This is a genomic window from Oceanicella sp. SM1341 (assembly GCF_003448965.1).
Taxonomy (GTDB): Bacteria; Pseudomonadota; Alphaproteobacteria; order Rhodobacterales; family Rhodobacteraceae; genus Paroceanicella.
In genome coordinates this window covers 82,241-99,238 of sequence record NZ_QRGC01000017.1, presented here as the reverse complement: position 1 = coordinate 99,238, position 16,998 = coordinate 82,241, and the positions used below count along the sequence as shown (strand labels likewise).

13 protein-coding genes are annotated in these 16,998 nt (G+C 71.5%); 9 read left to right on the top strand and 4 right to left on the bottom strand.

Annotated elements, in window-relative coordinates; genetic code table 11:
* Positions 1–81 precede the first annotated feature (81 nt).
* Positions 82–1,125, top strand: a complete 1,044-nt coding sequence (locus tag D3P35_RS15890) for a polysaccharide biosynthesis/export family protein (protein ID WP_157982173.1) — start codon at positions 82–84, stop codon at positions 1,123–1,125.
* Between the two features lie 290 nt (positions 1,126–1,415).
* On the opposite strand, the gene D3P35_RS15885 is transcribed toward D3P35_RS15890, so the two are convergent.
* From D3P35_RS15885 to glyA, 4 genes are all read right to left on the bottom strand, one after another.
* A complete protein-coding gene (locus tag D3P35_RS15885) occupies positions 1,416–2,783 on the bottom strand; it encodes an FAD-dependent oxidoreductase (RefSeq protein ID WP_118135728.1) in 1,368 nt (455 codons plus the stop codon).
* Between the two features lie 337 nt (positions 2,784–3,120).
* Entirely contained in the window at positions 3,121–4,239 is a 1,119-nt protein-coding gene (gene ribD, locus D3P35_RS15880; protein WP_118135727.1) for a bifunctional diaminohydroxyphosphoribosylaminopyrimidine deaminase/5-amino-6-(5-phosphoribosylamino)uracil reductase RibD, read from the bottom strand.
* The gene (gene nrdR, locus D3P35_RS15875) at positions 4,229–4,705 is read right to left on the bottom strand and encodes a transcriptional regulator NrdR (RefSeq protein ID WP_118135726.1); all 477 of its coding nucleotides are present in this window, start codon (positions 4,703–4,705) and stop codon (positions 4,229–4,231) included. The genes ribD and nrdR overlap by 11 nt, the downstream gene beginning before the upstream one ends.
* Before the next feature lie 258 nt (positions 4,706–4,963).
* Positions 4,964–6,259, bottom strand: coding sequence for a serine hydroxymethyltransferase (glyA, locus tag D3P35_RS15870; protein WP_118135725.1), 1,296 nt, complete (start codon positions 6,257–6,259; stop codon positions 4,964–4,966).
* A 258-nt stretch (positions 6,260–6,517) separates the two neighbouring features.
* Between glyA and D3P35_RS15865 the strand changes: the two genes are divergently transcribed.
* The 8 genes from D3P35_RS15865 to D3P35_RS15830 all read left to right on the top strand — a co-directional run bounded on the left by D3P35_RS15865 (position 6,518) and on the right by D3P35_RS15830 (position 16,970).
* Complete coding sequence (locus tag D3P35_RS15865; RefSeq protein WP_118135724.1) at positions 6,518–7,282, top strand: NAD kinase; 765 nt, start codon at positions 6,518–6,520, stop codon at positions 7,280–7,282.
* An 82-nt stretch (positions 7,283–7,364) separates the two neighbouring features.
* The gene (locus tag D3P35_RS15860) at positions 7,365–8,432 is read left to right on the top strand and encodes an AI-2E family transporter (RefSeq protein WP_118135723.1); all 1,068 of its coding nucleotides are present in this window, start codon (positions 7,365–7,367) and stop codon (positions 8,430–8,432) included.
* Entirely contained in the window at positions 8,429–9,094 is a 666-nt protein-coding gene (locus D3P35_RS15855; protein WP_118135722.1) for a DnaA ATPase domain-containing protein, read from the top strand. Before D3P35_RS15860 ends, D3P35_RS15855 begins: the two co-directional genes overlap by 4 nt.
* Positions 9,095–9,140: 46 nt before the next feature.
* The gene (locus D3P35_RS15850) at positions 9,141–11,318 is read left to right on the top strand and encodes an RNA degradosome polyphosphate kinase (protein ID WP_118135721.1); all 2,178 of its coding nucleotides are present in this window, start codon (positions 9,141–9,143) and stop codon (positions 11,316–11,318) included.
* Between the two features lie 141 nt (positions 11,319–11,459).
* Positions 11,460–13,004, top strand: coding sequence for a Ppx/GppA family phosphatase (locus tag D3P35_RS26555; RefSeq protein ID WP_198670648.1), 1,545 nt, complete (start codon positions 11,460–11,462; stop codon positions 13,002–13,004).
* Between the two features lie 543 nt (positions 13,005–13,547).
* On the top strand, positions 13,548–14,885 hold the full coding sequence (gene proS, locus D3P35_RS15840; RefSeq protein WP_118135719.1) for a proline--tRNA ligase: 1,338 nt from the start codon (positions 13,548–13,550) through the stop codon (positions 14,883–14,885).
* Positions 14,886–14,995: 110 nt separating this feature from the next.
* Positions 14,996–16,294, top strand: coding sequence for an ABC transporter permease (locus D3P35_RS15835; protein ID WP_118135718.1), 1,299 nt, complete (start codon positions 14,996–14,998; stop codon positions 16,292–16,294).
* On the top strand, positions 16,287–16,970 hold the full coding sequence (locus tag D3P35_RS15830) for an ABC transporter ATP-binding protein (protein WP_118135717.1): 684 nt from the start codon (positions 16,287–16,289) through the stop codon (positions 16,968–16,970). The genes D3P35_RS15835 and D3P35_RS15830 overlap by 8 nt, the downstream gene beginning before the upstream one ends.
* The last annotated feature ends 28 nt before the right edge of the window (positions 16,971–16,998 follow it).

Genomic DNA, 16,998 nt, shown 5'->3' with positions numbered 1-16,998 from the left:
GCGACCGGACCGCTGAGATATGCGGCCCTTGCGTTGATTCTTCCACTTTCGGCCTGCGGACTGCCCAGATCGGGCCCGAGCATGACCGAGATCGAGGCCGGCACGCCGGACGATGACGCCGAGTCGCTGCCCTTCGAGGTGGTGGACGTGACCGACCAGGTCGCGCGCTTCGCCGCCCGGGACGAGACGCTGAACTTCGGCACGAGCTTCCTCAACGCGATGGAGCAGAACGTCGACCTCTTCGGTCCCGGCGACAGCATCTCCATCACCATCTGGGAGAACGTCGACAACGGGCTGCTGGCCAGCATGGGCACCAAGCAGACCTCGCTGCAGGAAACCCAGATCGACCAGACCGGCTACATCTTCGTGCCCTACGTCGGGCGCATCCGCGCCGCCGGCCGCTCGCCCGAGGACCTGCGCCAAGTCATCACCGCCGGCCTGCAGGGCCAGACGCCGGACCCCCAGGTGGAGGTGCGGCGCGTGCGCTCGGATTCGGCCACCGTGAAGATCCTCGGTTCGGTCAATTCCCCGGGCGTCTACCCGATCGAGGCCTCCACCCAGGAGCTGATCGGCATGCTCTCCATGGCCGGCGGCATCTCGCTCGACCCGGAAGTGGCGATCATCAAGATGCGCCGCGGCACCCAGAGCGGCCAGATCTGGCTGCAGGACCTCTACGACAACCCGGCCTTCGACGTGCCGCTGCAGGCCGACGACTCGGTCATCATCGAGCGTGACCGGCGCACCTTCACCGCCCTGGGTGCCTTCGGCGCGCAGCAGCGGGTGCCCTTCCCCTCGCGCAACATCACCGCGCTCGAGGCGCTGGGCCTGGTGGGCGGGCTGAACTCGCAGCTCGCCAACCCGCAGGGCGTGTTCGTGTTCCGCACCGAGCTGCCGGACATCGCCAGCAAGGTGCAGCCCGGCAAGAGCTTCGCCGAGCCGGTGAACACCGCCTACGTGATCGACCTCACCAAGCCGGGCGGCATGTTCACCGCCGGCTCCTTCGGCATCCGCAACGGCGACGTGCTCTACGTGACCGAGGCGCCGATGGTCCGCGTGATCAAGACGCTGAGCTCGCTCTCGCCGCTGGTGAGCTTCGCCGGCACGGTGAACAACCTCTCGCGCTGAGCCGCGCGACGCTGACAGCGAAAGGGCCGCCCCGGGGGATCGGGGCGGCCCTTTTTCGTGGGGGGTGATCGGGACGGACGCCGGGGGCGGGGGCCATGCCGGGGGCTCGTGAGCGGTCCCGGAGCCCGGGGGCGATGCCTGTTCGGAGGCCGCGTCGGGCCCAGACGGTCTGAGCCCTGCGCGCTCCTGCCCGGACCCGCGCCCGCCCGCGCGGCCCGGCCCGATCCCCGCGGATCCCGTCTGCCGGAGCGCGCCCGGGGCGCCGGCGCCTCGCCCGGTTGCCCGGGCCGTCAGTCGAGCCGCACGCCCTGGGCGGCGAGGAGGGTGCGCACGGCGGTCACGTCGACCTCGTCGAAGTCGCGGTCGTGGCGCACGGCCCAGGCGGCGGCCACGCCCGCGCCCTGGCCGGCCACCGCGCAGCAGGCCATGTTGCGCGTGGCGGCATGGGCGATGCGGTCGCCGCCGATCGCCCGGCCGGCCACGATGAGGTGGCGCACGCCCTTCGGCAGCATCGCGCGGTAGGGGATGTGCATGTAGCGCCCGGTGGTGGGCAGGATCAGCACGCCGTAGCCGTCGATGAACTCGGGGTAGATGCCGATGCTGTCCTCGAAGCGGGCCTGGCCGCGCACGTCGCGCTCGGTCATGTTGTAGGCGGCGTCGATCTTGCGGGTGTCGCGGATGCCGATGGACATGCCGAAGTTGCGCAGCCGCACGCCCTCGCAGCCCGGCGTGTAGCGCCGTAGCGCCTCGATGGCGTGCATCGCCTGGGCCCGGCCCTCGATCTCGAAACGGGTCATGCTGTCGGGGTCGGTGCCGTCGCAGCCGGCGAGGTGGACGAGGTTCATGTAGGTCATCTCGCCGCTGTCATGCACCGCGCCCCAGGTGCCGCCGATGGTGTTGAGATGCGCAGGGATCACGCCCTCGCGGATCGCCTGCGCGAAGGGCTTGGCGAGGAAGGGGGAGAACAGCGTGTCCTCCTTGGTGTCGGTCTCCACCTGCCATTCGCCGGTCGACCAGTTGGCATAGGTCTGCGGGTCAGCGCGCACGCCGGCCATGAAGGCGGCCTTGTCGACACCGGCGAGGTGGAACATCACGCTCGCCGCCTGCATCTCCTCCACCGGGGTCTTGAAGGCGGGGGCGCCGGCGCGCACCGCCACGTCGGCGTCGCCGGTGGCGTCGATCACCCGGCGGGCAAGGATCGCCTCGCGCCCGGCCTTCGATTCCACGATCACGCCGCGGATGGTGTCGCCCTCCATGATCGGCGCGACGAACTGGCGGTGCAGCATCGGGTGGATGCCCGCCTCCTGCACCAGCGTGTCGGCGACCAGCTTGAACCCCTCGCTGTCGATCTCGTAGCTCAGCGACTGCACCTCGGGCACGGCGGCGCCCATGTCGCGGGCGCGGTCCTCGAACTCCCGGCCGATGCCGCCGGCCTCCACCGTCTCCTCGTGGCGGTACCAGGCAAAGCCCTCGACGCCCACCACGGTGATGTTGCCGCCGAAGCAGCCGAAGCGCTCGAGCAGCGTCACCTCGACCCCGCAGCGCGCCGCGGCCAGCGCCGCCGCGAGCCCGCCCGGGCCGGAGCCGACCACGAGCACGTCGGTGCGGTGGATGACCGGGGTCTCGCGCGCCGGTTCGGTGATGCTGGTCTGGGTCAAGCGGGCCTCCTACGGCATGCCGTGTCGCGGGTCTGCGGGTGCGGCCGGGAGCATGGCAAGCCGGTGGGGGGAGCCGCAAGGCCGGAGTGGCCCGCAGCCGCGGGTCCGGGGCCGGGCTGACGCACGGGAAGGTGCCGGGGCCGCCGGCGCAAGACGGCGGCGAGCGCCGAGCGGGGGCTCGATGCCCCCCGAGGCGCTGGCTTCGTGCCGGGAACCGGCGGTCGGGCGGCGGAAGCGGCGGGTGCGGGCTTTCGCGCCGCTGGCCGGGGTAGCCCCGAACGCCGATGTCCGGACCGGGCGAAGGCCTCGGGCGGGGAAGCAGCATCCGGTCGGGCGCTCAGCCGCGCTCCCAGGTGCTCATCAGGTCGGTGCCCACGCGGCGATGCTCGGCGAGGCGGAAGGCCGGCGCGTCGGCGAGGCGTTCGAGGCCGAGCCCGGCGATGGCCGGCGTGCCCTCGCCGCCGATGGCCCGGCCGGCGGTGAAGGTCACCAGCCGGTCGACGAGGCCGGCGCGCAGCAGCGCCGCGGCGAGCCGGGCGCCGCCCTCGCACATCAGCCGGGTCATGCCGCGGGTGCCGAGCCGGGTGAGCAGGTCGGGCAGGTCGATGCCGCCGCCCGGGCCGGTGGCGCAGGGCATCAGCTCGGCGCCGGCGGCCTCGAGCATCTCGCGCCCGGCCGCGGGCGCCTGCGGCCCGCAGGCCACCCAGAGCGGGATCGCCCCGGCGCTGGCCACGAGGCGCGAGCCCGCGCCGAGGCTCAGCCGCGCATCGGCCACCACCCGCACCGGCGCGGCGGCCTCGAGCCCGATGCCGCGCACGTCGAGCATCGGGTTGTCGCTGCGCGCGGTGCCGGCGCCCACGAGGATGCCGTCGTGGCGCGCGCGCATCAGGTGCACGAGGCGGCGCGCCTCGGGGCCGGTGATCCAGCGGCTTTCGCCGGTGGCGGTGGCGATGCGCCCGTCGAGCGTGGTGGCGAGCTTGAGCGTCACCATCGGCCGGCCGAGGGTGATGCGGGTGAGGAAGCCGCGGTTCACCGCCCGGGCCTCCTCGGTCATCACCCCGCGGGTCACGGGGATGCCCGCGTCATGCAGCCGGGCAAAGCCGCGGCCGGAGACGCGGGGGTCGGGGTCCTCGAGGGTGGAGACGACCCGGGCGATGCCCGAGGTCACCAGCGCGTCGGCGCAGGGCGGTGTGCGGCCGTGGTGGGCGCAGGGCTCGAGCGTGACATAGGCGGTGGCGCCGCGTGCCGCCGGCCCGGCCTGGGCGAGGGCCATGGCCTCGGCATGCGGGCGGCCGCCGGGCTGGGTCCAGCCGCGGCCCACCACCCGGCTGCCCTGCACGATGACGCAGCCCACCGCCGGGTTCGGCCAGACGCGCCCCAGCCCCCGGGCGGCGAGGGCGAAGGCCATGGCGAGAAAGCGGCGGTCGGCGTCGGAGACGGGCCGCTCAGTCCCCATCGAGGACGGCGGTGACAGTGGGCCGGAGCTCGGCAACGAAATCCTCGAAGTCATCGGCGGCCTGGAAATTCTTGTAGACGGAGGCGAAGCGGACATAGGCCACGGTGTCGATGCGCGCGAGGGTTTCCATCACGATGGCGCCGATGGCGTCGGATTTCACGTCCGAGTCGCCCATCGACTCGAGCCGGCGCACGATGCCGGAGATCATCTGGTCCACGCGCTCGGGCTCCACCGGGCGCTTCTGCAGCGCGATGCGGATCGAGCGCTCGAGCTTGTCGCGGTCGAAGTTCTCGCGGCGGCCGTTCTTCTTGATCACCGTGAGGTCGCGCAGCTGCACGCGCTCGTAGGTCGTGAAGCGACCCGCGCAGGCCGGGCAGTAGCGGCGACGGCGGATCGACACGTGGTCCTCGGCCGGCCGGCTGTCCTTCACCTGGGTTTCGACATTTCCACAGAACGGGCAGCGCATCTTGTTCCCCCTGGAGCTCCGTCAGGCACCAGTATAGGCAACCCGCGAAGGCTTGGGTAGGGGAGAATGACCGGCCCCAGATATGGGGTGCGGCGCAGCAAGGCCGGGACCGGTCGGGAACAGGCCCGGGCGTGGCGCCGGGGCCGGGCGGTGCCGCTTCCCTGCGCGCCCCGGGGCGCGCAGCTTCTCCGCCCGCGGGCGGAGAAGGGCCGGCCCCTTGCGGGGACGGCCGGAAGCGGGTTGCGCACCGCTCCGGGGTCAGAGCCCCTTGTAGATCGGGAAGGCGGCGCAGAGCGTGGCGACCTTGGCCTTCACCGCGGCCTCGACCTCGCCGTTGCCCTCTTCGCCGTTGGCCGCGAGCCCGTCGACCACCTCGGTGATCAGCCGGCCGATCTCGCGGAACTCGGCCTCGCCGAAGCCGCGGGTGGTGCCGGCCGGGGTGCCGAGACGCACGCCGGAGGTCACGGTCGGCTTCTCCGGATCGAACGGGATGCCGTTCTTGTTGCAGGTGATATGGGCGCGGCCGAGGGCCTTCTCGGTCGCGTTGCCCTTCACGCCCTTGGGCCGCAGGTCGACCAGCATCACGTGGGTGTCGGTGCCGCCGGTGACGATGTCGAGCCCGCCCTTCATCAGCTCGTCGGCCAGCGCCTGGGCGTTGGTGACGACCTGGGCCGCATAGGCCTTGAACTCGGGGCGCAGCGCCTCGCCGAAGGCCGCGGCCTTGCCGGCGATCACGTGCATCAGCGGCCCGCCCTGGATGCCGGGGAAGATCGCCGAATTCACCTTCTTCGCGATCGCCTCGTCATTGGTGAGGATCATGCCGCCGCGGGGCCCGCGCAGGGTCTTGTGGGTGGTGGTGGTCACCACGTCGGCATAGGGCATCGGGCTGGGGTGGGCGCCGCCCGCCACCAGACCGGCGAAATGTGCCATGTCCACCATCAGGTAGGCGCCCACGCTGTCGGCGATGGCGCGGAAGCGGGCGAAGTCGATCTGGCGCGGGATGGCCGAGCCGCCGGCGATGATCAGCTTGGGCTGGTGCTCCTTCGCCAGCGCCTCCACCTCGTCGTAGTCGAGCAGGCTGTCCTGCTTGCGCACGCCGTACTGCACGGCGTTGAACCACTTGCCGGACTGGTTGGGCGCCGCCCCATGGGTGAGGTGGCCGCCGGAGGCGAGGTTCATCCCGAGGATGGTGTCGCCCGGCTTGATCAGGGCCTGGAAGGCGCCCTGGTTGGCCTGGCTGCCGGAATTGGGCTGCACGTTGGCGAATTTCGCGCCGAAGAGCGCGCAGGCGCGGTCGATGGCGAGCTGCTCGGCGATGTCGACGAACTGGCAGCCGCCGTAGTAGCGCCGGCCGGGGTAGCCCTCGGCGTACTTGTTGGTGAGGACCGAGCCCTGGGCCTCCATCACCGCGCGGCTCACGATGTTCTCGGAGGCGATGAGCTCGATCTCGTCGCGCTGGCGGCCGAGCTCGAGGGTGATGGCGTTGAAGAGCTCGGGGTCGCGGCCGGCGAGGGCCTCGGTGAAGAATCCCGGGTCGCGGACTTCGGTGGTCATGCTCGTCTTCCTCCAGTCAGGGGCGGGTGCGGGGTCGCGCGGGTTCTAGCGCTGCCGGGGCCGGTTGTCGCGGGCAAAGTGACAGCGCGGGGGCGGTTCGGGCAGTGCAATTGCGTCCCCCCCGCGCCCATCCGCGACCTTTCGCGCCGATCGGAAACCCCCGGGCGCAGGCGGGGCGGATTTTCCTGCCTTGTCTCCGCCCGGCCGGGCGGGCAGGGTGGGCCGCGCCGGAGAGGGGCGACCGGGCGAGAGGCAGGCATGAGCGGCAGACGGATCCATTTCACGGCATCGGGCGCGCCCGAGGCACAGGCCGCGCTCGGCACGCTCACCGCGCGCTATGGCCAGGCCCGGCTGCAGGAGGCCGAGGTGATCGTGGCGCTGGGCGGCGACGGGTTCATGCTCGCCACGCTGCACGCCACCGGCGGGCTCGCCGTGCCGGTCTACGGCATGAACCGCGGCACCGTGGGCTTCCTGATGAACGCCTATGACCCCGAGGGGCTGGAGGACCGGCTGGCCGAGGCCACCACAACGGTCATCAACCCGCTGCGCATGCGCGCGGCGGGCGCCGACGGCACCCGGGCCGAGGCGCTGGCGATCAACGAGGTCTCGCTGCTGCGCGCCGGCCCGCAGGCCGCGCACCTGCGCATCCATGTCGACGGGCGCGAGCGCATGCACGAGCTGATCTGCGACGGCGCGATGGTCTGCACCCCGGCGGGCTCCACCGCCTACAACTACTCCGCCCACGGGCCGATCATCCCGGTGGGGGCGGCGATCCTCGCGCTCACGCCGATCTCGGCCTTCCGGCCCCGGCGCTGGCGCGGCGCGCTGCTGCCCATCACCGCCACGGTGCGCTTCGAGGTGCTCGACCCGCACAAGCGCCCCGTGGCCGCGGTGGCCGATAACGTGGAGGTGCGCGACGTGCTCTGGGCGGAGGTTTCCAGCGACGAGAGCGTGGCGCATACTCTGCTCTTCGATCCCGGTCATGGCCTCGAGGAGCGCCTGATCCGCGAACAGTTCAGCTGAAGGCGGGGCCCGCGGCCCCGCTCCGACTTGCATAAGGCGCGCCGCTGCGTCATCTGGGAGCCGAGAGAGGGGGAGGCCGCCTATGAGCCTGAGCACGAGGGATCAGCTGCGCTACTGGGGCATCGGCCTCGTGATATTCATCGTCATCCTGTGGGCGATCGGGCAGGCGCTCGTGCCCTTCCTGGTGGGGGCGGCCATCGCCTATTTCCTCGATCCCGTGGCGGACCGGCTGGAGCGGCTGGGCCTGTCGCGCGTGGCGGCCACCGTGGTGATCACCCTCGTCGCGCTGCTGATCGCGGCAGGGGCGCTGCTCATCCTCGTGCCCTCGGTGGTGCGCCAGGTGCAGGCGCTGATCGAGACCACGCCGGAGATGGTGCGCCAATTGCAGACCTTCCTCTCCGAGCACTATCCCGACCTGCTCACCGAGGACAGCCCGCTGCGCACCACGCTGTCCTCGGCCTCCGACACGCTGCAGCAGAAGGGCATCGCGATGCTCAACAGCCTGCTGAGCTCGTCGCTGGCGCTGATCGACTTCCTGCTGCTCATCGTGGTTGCCCCGGTGGTGGCCTTCTACCTGCTGCTCGACTGGGACCGGATGATCGCGGCCATCGACAGCTGGCTGCCGCGCCAGCACGCCCCGGTGATCCGCGACCTCGCGCTCAAGGTCGACCGGGTGCTGGCCGGCTTCGTGCGCGGGCAGATGCTGGTCTGCGTCATCCTCGGCACCTTCTACGCGGTGGCGCTGGCCATCCTGGGGCTGCAGTTCGGGCTGGTGATCGGGCTGGTGGCCGGGCTCATCAGCTTCATTCCCTTCGTGGGCTCCATCGTGGGGGGCGCGATGTCGATCGGCCTCGCGCTGTTCCAGTTCTGGGGCGAATGGCCGTGGATCGCGGCGGTGGCCGGCGTGTTCGTCATCGGCCAGGCGGTGGAGGGCAACGTGCTCACCCCGCGGCTGGTGGGCGGCTCGGTGGGGCTGCACCCGGTGTGGCTGATGTTCGCCCTCTCCGCCTTCGGGGCGGTGATGGGCTTCCCCGGCCTGCTGATCGCCGTGCCGGTGGCGGCGGCCATCGGGGTGCTGGGGCGCTTTGCCATGGCCGAATACCAGTCCGGCCGCCTCTACCGCGGCACGCCAGACGAGCCGGTGGAATGACCCAGCTGATCTTCGACCTCCCCACGCGCGCCGCGCGGGACCGCGAAGCCTTCTTCGTGAGCCCGGCGAACGCCGACGCGCTGGCGGCGGTCGATCTCTGGGCCGGCTGGTCGCAGGGCAGGCTGGCGCTGGTGGGGCCGGAGCAATCGGGCAAGACCCATCTCGCGCAGGTCTGGGCCGGCGATCTCGGCGCGCGGGTGCTGGAGGCGGAGGCGCTCACCGAGGCGCTGGTGCCCGAGCTCGCCGAGGCCGCGCTGGTGCTGGAAAACGCCGATGCCGCGGTGCCCGGCCACCCGGCGCGCGAGGCAGCACTCTTCCACCTCCTGAACGCGATGACCGAGGCGCGCCGGCCGATCCTGGTGACCGCGCGGCGCGCGCCCGCGCGCTGGGAGGTGGGGCTGCCCGACCTCGCCTCGCGCCTCGGCGCGATGCAGGTGGCGCAGATCCACGCGCCGGATGACGCGCTGCTCTCCGCCCTGCTGGTGAAGCTCTTCGACGACCGGCAGCTCGCCGTGCCGCCGGAGCTGATCCCCTTCCTCGTCACCCGGATGGAGCGCTCGGCGCGCGAGGCGGCGGCGCTGGTGGCCCGGCTCGACGCCGAGGCGCTGGCGGCGAAGAAATCGCTCACGCCCGCCTTCGCGAAGCGCATCCTCGGCTGGTAGGCCCGCTGTCACGGAGTTGTTGCACCAGATGCCCTATGTAAGCGCCATGACCCAGGCTGATTTCCTCACCTCCGAGCCGGAGGCCCCGCTGCTGCCCGACGGGCTCGACATCACCGGCCCCGCGCGCTTCATCAACCGCGAGCTCTCCTGGCTCGCCTTCAACTGGCGGGTGCTCGAGGAGGCGGAAAACCCCAGCGTGCCGCTGCTCGAGCGCGTGCGCTTCCTCTCGATTTCGGGCAACAACCTCGACGAGTTCTACACCGTGCGCGTGGCCGGCCTGCGCAGCCTCAAGCGCACCGGGCTCGGCGGCCCCTCGGCCGACGGGCTCACCCCGGCCGAGCAACTCGAGCGCATCGACGCCGACGCCCGCGCGCTGATGCAGCGCCAGCAGGCGGCCTGGCTGTCGCTGCAGGCCGAGCTGCGGACCGCCGGCATCGAGGTGGTGCGGCGCGACGAGCTCACCGGCGCCGACGTGGAGCGGCTGGAGAAGACCTTCCTCGAGACCGTCTTCCCCATCCTCACCCCGCTTGCCATCGACCCCGCGCACCCGTTTCCCTTCATCGCCAACCGCGGCTTTGCCATGGCGCTGCAGCTGCGCCGCATCTCCGATGACGCGCCCCTCGACGCGCTCCTCCCGGTGCCCCCGCAGGTGCCGCGCTTCCACCGGCTGGAGGGCGGGCGCGGCCGCGCCATCCGCTTCCTGCCGCTCGAGGTGCTGCTCGAGATCTTCCTCGACCGGCTGTTCCCGGGCTACCGTGTCTCGGGCTCCTGCCTGTTCCGCGTGCTGCGCGACAGCGACCTCGAGGTGGAGGAAGAGGCCGAGGACCTGGTGCGCGAGTTCGAGACCGCGCTCAAGCGCCGGCGCCGCGGCGAGGTGATCCGCCTCACCATCACCCATTCCGACAATCCCGACATCCAGAACCTGGTGACGGACGAGCTGCACGTGGCGCGCGACGAGGTGATCCCCGTGGCCGGGCTCATCGGCATCGCCGACCTCTCCGAGCTGGTGGTCAAGGACGACCCCGACCTGCTCTGGCCGCCCTTCAAGCCGCGCATGCCCGAGCGGGTGCAGGACTACGAGGGCGACATCTTCGCCGCCATCCGCCAGAAGGACATGCTCCTCCACCACCCCTACGAGACCTTCGACATCGTGGTGCGCTTCCTCCAGCAGGCCGCGCGCGACCCCGACGTGCTCGCCATCAAGCAGACCCTCTACCGCACCTCGCGCGACAGCCCGATCGTGGCGGCGCTGTGCGAGGCGGCGGAGGACGGCAAGTCGGTGACCGCGCTGGTGGAGCTGAAGGCGCGCTTCGACGAGGCGGCGAACATCCGCCAGTCGCGCCAGCTCGAGCGGGCAGGGGCGCAGGTGGTCTACGGGTTCATCGACTGGAAGACCCATGCCAAGGTCTCGACCGTGGTGCGCCGCGAGGGCGACGAGCTGGTCACCTACTCGCATTTCGGCACGGGCAACTACCACCCGGGCACGGCCAACATCTACACCGACCTCTCGCTCTTCACCTGCGACCCCGCGCTGGGCCGCGACGCGACCCGGCTCTTCAACTACATCACCGGCTATGCCGAGCCGCAGGGGCTGGAGAACCTCTCGCTCTCGCCCATCACCCTGAAGAAGACCCTGCTGGAGGGGCTGGAGGCCGAGGCCGCCCATGCCCGCGCCGGCCGCCCGGCGCATGTCTGGGTGAAGGTGAACTCGGTGATCGACGCCGAGATCATCGACGCGCTCTACGCCGCGAGCCAGGCCGGGGTGCGCATCGACATGATCGTGCGCGGCATCTGCGGGGTGCGGCCCGGTGTCACGGGCCTGTCGGAGAACATCCGGGTGAAGTCCATCGTGGGGCGGTTCCTCGAGCATTCGCGCATCGTGTGCTTCGGCAACGGCCACGGGCTGCCCTCGGCGCAGTCGAAGGTCTACATCTCCTCGGCCGACTGGATGGGGCGCAACCTCAACCGCCGGGTGGAGACGCTGGTGCGCATCGACAACCCCACCGTCCACAGCCAGATCGTCGACCAGATCATGGCGGCAAACCTCGCCGACGTGGCCCAGAGCTGGGTGCTGGGGCCGGATGCGGAATGGGCCCGGGCCGTGGCGCCCGAGGGGGCGAAGCCCTTCTCCTGCCACCGCTTCTTCATGGAAAACCCGTCGATGTCCGGCCGCGGCCGGGCCGGCACCAGCGACGCGCCCCGCCTCACCCACGGGCACGACTGATCACCGGCCGCGGCCCGCGCCGGCGCCCCCGCGGCGCTGTTGCGCGGGCGCCGCGGCCCCGGCCTAGTGCCTTCGGGGCGGTTGACCGCGGGTGCGTGCCGTGGCAGGCGTCAGGTGGGCCGCAGCATCCAGGAAGTCACCTTGTCGGCGAGAGACGAACTGTTCCGGCGCGCACGCTCCTTCGCGGCGCCCAAGCCCGTCGAGACGGATGCCACCGCGCACCGCCGCGTGGCCGTGATCGACGTGGGGTCGAACTCCGTGCGCCTGGTGGTGTTCGACGGCATCGCCCGCAGCCCCTCCTATTTCTTCAACGAGAAGGTGCTCTGCGGCCTCGGCCGCGGCGTGCTCGACACCGGGCGCCTGCACCCGGAGGGGCGCGAGCGCGCCCTCGCCGCCCTGCGCCGCTTCGCCGTGCTGGCCGAGCGCATGCAGGTGAGCGCGCTCGAGGCCGTGGCCACCGCCGCGGTGCGCGAGGCCGAGGACGGCAAGGCCTTCTGCGAGGAGGTGCTCGCCACCACCGGCATCCGCATCCGCATCGCCTCGGGCGATGACGAGGCGCGCATTGCCGCCGAGGGCGTGCTGCTGGGCTGGCCCGGCGCCGACGGCGTGGTGGCCGACATGGGCGGCGCCTCGATGGAGCTTGCCCGGGTGGCGAACGGCAAGGTGGGTGCGCGCGTGACCACCCCGCTCGGGCCGCTGCACCTGCGCGACAGGGCGGGCGACCCGGAGGCGCTGCGCGCGCTCATCGACCAGCATCTCGAGGCGGCGCGCGAGGTGGTCTCCGGGCCGGTGCGCAGCCTCTATCTCGTGGGCGGCTCCTGGCGCGCGCTGGGCCGGGTGCACATGGTGCGCTCCGACTATCCCATCCACGTGCTGCACGAATACGGCATGGAGCCGGTGGACCTCGCCGCCCAGACCCGCTGGATCGCCCGGCAGACGCCCGAGGCGCTCGACGAGATGTCCGACATCTCCTCCGCCCGCGCCGAGGTGCTGCCGCTGGCCGCCGCGGTGCTCGAGCGGCTGGTGCAGGTCTTCGCGCCGGAGAAGGTCTCCGTCTCGGCCTACGGGCTGCGCGAGGGGCTGCTCTGGGAGCACCTGAGCCCGGGCATCCGCGCGCTCGACCCGCTGATCGAGGCCTGCCGCTTCCGCGAGCGGCGCCGCGCGCGCTTCCCGGGCTTCGGGCAGGAGCTGTTCGACTGGGTGCGCCCGCTGCTCGACGGTTTCGCCCCGGACTCGCTGCGCCTCGCCGAGGCCGCCTGCCTGCTGCATGACGTGAACTGGCGCGCCCACCCGGACTACCGTGCCTCCGTGGGGTTCGAGACGCTGATGCGCGCCTCGCTCGGCGGGGTGGACCATCCGGGCCGCGTGTTCATCGGCCTGGCACTCTACCACCGCTACAAGAGCAGCCGGAAGCAGCTCGGCGCCGATGCGATGCTCGGCCTGCTCGCCCCCGAGCGCCAGGCCGAGGCCGAGCGGCTGGGCCGGGCGATGCGGCTGGGCGCGATGCTCTCGGGCTCCACCCCCGGCGGCCTCTCCGGCGCGCCCATCGCCCGGGTGGGCGAGCGGCTGGTGCTCAGCCTCGGCGCCGACATGGCCGATCTCGCCGGCGAGGTGGTCTCCAAGCGTCTCGGCTCGGTGGCGAAATCGCTCGGCCTCACCCCCGAACTCACCATCATCGAGGACTGAGGCCGCGCCCGCGTGCCCCGGCCGGCGGGTTTCCGCCGGTTCCGCCGGCGGGGTCCTGCCGCAAGGCAGGGCGCACCCGGGGCATGGCCGGCGCGAGAATTGAGATTTCGTGAAGCGGTGCGGGGGGGCGTGAAGTGCCGGGCCTGCACGGTTGCAGGCCCGGTCAAATGAAAAACGGTCCGCTCTTGCCGGCGGACCGTTTCCCTTCCCCTAGACTTGAGCCTTGTTTGTGGCAAGGAGACCGTACGCCAACCCGTGACATTCCGTCAGCAAAAAACTGCGCAAAATCAGGGCTGGTTGCAAAAAATCAGTGCAAACCGGGGGTGCGGGCCCGGTTTCTTTCGCAAGTGCGAAGGTGTCTCTGCGCTGCAATCGTCAAACATGTTCAGTTTTCGCGCTGCGTCATGATTCGGACATGACTCATCGCGGCGGCTGATTCGTCGGGCCGGGCCGCGGGGCTGCGCGCCTGCCGGCCATTGCGCCGAAGCCCCGCCTGGCTTACACCTCGGGCCGATCCGAACCGACCGTTCCCGAGGGCTCTCCATGCGTCTGACGCGCTACTTTCTTCCCGTTCTGAAAGAAACCCCGGCGGAGGCGCAGATCGTCTCGCACCGGCTGATGCTGCGCGCCGGCATGATCCGGCAGTCGAGCGCCGGGATCTACTCCTGGCTGCCGCTGGGCTTCAAGGTGCTCCGCCGCATCGAGCAGATCGTGCACGAGGAGCAGCAGAAGGCCGGGCACATCCCGATGCTGATGCCCACCATCCAGTCTGCCGACCTGTGGCGCGAGAGCGGCCGCTACGACGCCTACGGCCCCGAGATGCTGCGCATCCGCGACCGGCATGACCGCGACATGCTCTTCGGCCCGACCAACGAGGAGATGATCACCGACATCTTCCGCAACGCGGTCTCCTCCTACCGCGAGCTGCCCAAGACCCTCTACCACGTGCAGTGGAAGTTCCGCGACGAGATCCGCCCGCGCTTCGGCGTGATGCGCGGCCGCGAGTTCCTGATGAAGGACGGCTATTCCTTCGACACCGACCGCGAGAGCGCCATCCACGCCTTCAACCGCCACGTGGTGAGCTACCTGCGCACCTTCGAGCGGCTGGGCCTGAAGGCGGTGCCGATGCGCGCCGATGCCGGGCCCATCGGCGGCGATTATTCCTACGAGTTCCTCGTGCTGGCCGAGACCGGCGAGAGCGAGGTCTTCCTCGACCGCGACGTGGTGGAGCTGGCGCTGGGCGACCGCGAGGTCGATTTCACCGATGCCGCCGCCCTGCAGGGCCTGGTGGACCAGTGGACCACCCCCTACGCCCGCACCGACGAGACCCATGACGCGGCGCTGTTCGACGCGGTGCCCGACGCGCGCAAGGTCACCGCGCGCGGCATCGAGGTGGGGCACATCTTCTACTTCGGCACCAAGTACTCCGAGCCGATGGGCGCCGTGGTCACCACCGCGGAGGGCAACCAGGTTCCGGTGGAGATGGGCTCCTACGGCATCGGCGTGAGCCGGCTGGTGGCGGCGCTGATCGAGGCGAACCACGACGACAAGGGCATCATCTGGCCCGAGAGCGTGGCGCCCTTCGGTGTCGGCATCGTGAACCTCAAGCAGGGCGACGCCGAGGCCGATGCCGCCTGCGAGAGCCTCTATGCCGCGCTGGGCAAGGCCGGTGTCGAGGTGCTCTACGACGACCGCGACGAGCGTGCCGGGGCGAAATTCGCCACGATGGATCTCGTCGGCTGCCCCTGGCGCATCACGGTGGGCCCGCGCGGCCTTGCCAAGGGCGTGGTGGAGCTTACCTCCCGCAGGACGGGCGAGAGCACCGAGCTCTCTCCCGAGGACGCCGTCACCCGGGTGGCGGAGATCTTCGCAGGCGTCTGAGCCGGGCAGGGGCCCGGCACGGGCCCGGCGGCCGAGGGGGCTCGATGCCCCCGAAGGCCGCCGCCCCCTCGCGGGGTGCTTCCCATCCTTCCCCCGAACGGGAGACATGCATGAGCCGCAGCACTGCGCCCTTCGCCGGTTTCGAATGGCTGATCGCCTGGCGCTACCTCAAGGCGCGGCGGCGCGAGGGCGGGGTGAGCGTGATGACCTGGATCTCGCTCGTCGGCATCACGCTCGCGGTCTTCGCGCTGGTGGCCACCTTCGCGGTGCGCACCGGCTTCCGGGCCGAGTTCACCGACCGCATCCTGGGCGCCAATGCCCATGTCACCCTCTACAACATGCGCGACGGGCGCATCGCCCCGATCCCGGATTTCGACACGGTCACCGGGAAGGTGGCCGCGGTGCCCGGCGTGGTGCGTGCGGCCCCCATGGTCTCGGCCCAGGTGATGGCCACCGCGCGCGGCCGCAACGCCGGCGTGCAGGTCTTCGGCGAGCGCCGCTCCGACCTCGAGACCCTGCCGCTCATCGCCAACCCCGAGAGCCGCTGGGGCTCGCTCGACACTTTCGGCGGCGAGGAGAACGGCATCGCCATCGGCTCCGGTGTCGCGCGCGAGCTCGGCCTCTTCGTGGGCGACACGGTCACCCTCATCTCGCCCGACGGGGTGAAGACCGCCTTCGGCGCCACCTCGCCGCGCATCAACAACTACAAGATCGCCTACATCTTCCAGATCGGCCGCTACGACATCGACCGGGTGCGCGTGTACCTGCCGCTCGAGGAGGCGCAGAAGTTCTTCAACCACCAGGACACGGTGGACCAGATCGAGGTGATGGTGGCCCGGCCCGAGGGGCTCGGCTCCTCCCGCGCGCCCGACGCGCTCACCGCCCGCATCGCCGACGCGGTGCCCGGCATGAGCGTGCTCACCTGGAAGGACACCAACGGCGCCTACCTGCAGGCGCTCACGATGGAGGACAACGTGATGTTCGTCATCCTCTCCATCCTCGTGCTCATCGCCTCGCTCAACATCACCTCGGGCCTCGTGATGCTGGTGAAGAACAAGGGGCGCGACGTGGGCGTGCTGCGCTCCATGGGCCTCACCCAGGGCTCCATCCTGCGGGTGTTCTTCATCTGCGGCGCCTCCATCGGCGTGGTGGGCACCATCCTCGGCGTGGTGCTCGGCTGCCTCTTTGCCATCTACATCGACCCGATCTTCACCGCGGTGAACGACATCGCCGGCGGCGGCGTGTGGGACCCCTCCCAGCGCCTGCTCAGCCAGCTGCCCGCCAAGCTGGTGTGGTGGGACGTGTTCCGCGCCGCGGCACTCTCCTTCCTGCTCGCCTGCGTGGTGACCATCTTCCCCGCCCGCCGCGCGGCGCGGCTCAACCCGGTGGAGGCCCTGCGCTATGAGTGACATGACCCTGGCCCTCTCCGGCGTCTCCCGCGTGTTCAACCAGGGCACGCCGGGCGAAGTGCGCGTGCTCGAGGGGGTCGACCTCGAGATCGCGCCGGGCGAGGTGGTGGGGCTCGTCGCTCCCTCCGGCTCCGGCAAGTCGACCCTGCTGCACATCGCAGGGCTCCTCGATACGCCCGACAGCGGCACGGTGCGCATCGCCGGCCAGGACGCCACGCGCCTGCGCGACGGGGCCCGCACCCGGTTGCGGCGCGACACGGTGGGCTTCGTCTACCAGTTCCACCACCTGCTGCCGGAGTTCACCGCGGCCGAGAACATCGTGCTGCCGCAGCGTGCCGCCGGCGTGTCGCGCGCCGATGCGGAGGCGCGGGCGGCGATGCTGCTGGGCTCCGTCGGCCTCACCCCGCGGGCCACGCACCGGCCGGGCGAGCTGTCGGGCGGCGAGCAGCAGCGCGTGGCCGTGTGCCGCGCCCTCGCCAACGCGCCGCAGCTGCTGCTGGCCGACGAGCCGACCGGAAACCTCGACCCCGGCACCTCCGACACCGTGTTCGACGTGCTGGTGCGCCTCGTGCGCGACACCGGCATGTCGGCGCTCATCGCCACGCACAATCTCGAGCTCGCCGCGCGGATGGACCGGGTCCTGAAGCTCGAGCGTGCCCGCGTCATCCCGGCCTGAGGGGCCGGCTTTGCGCCGGGCGGCGGCC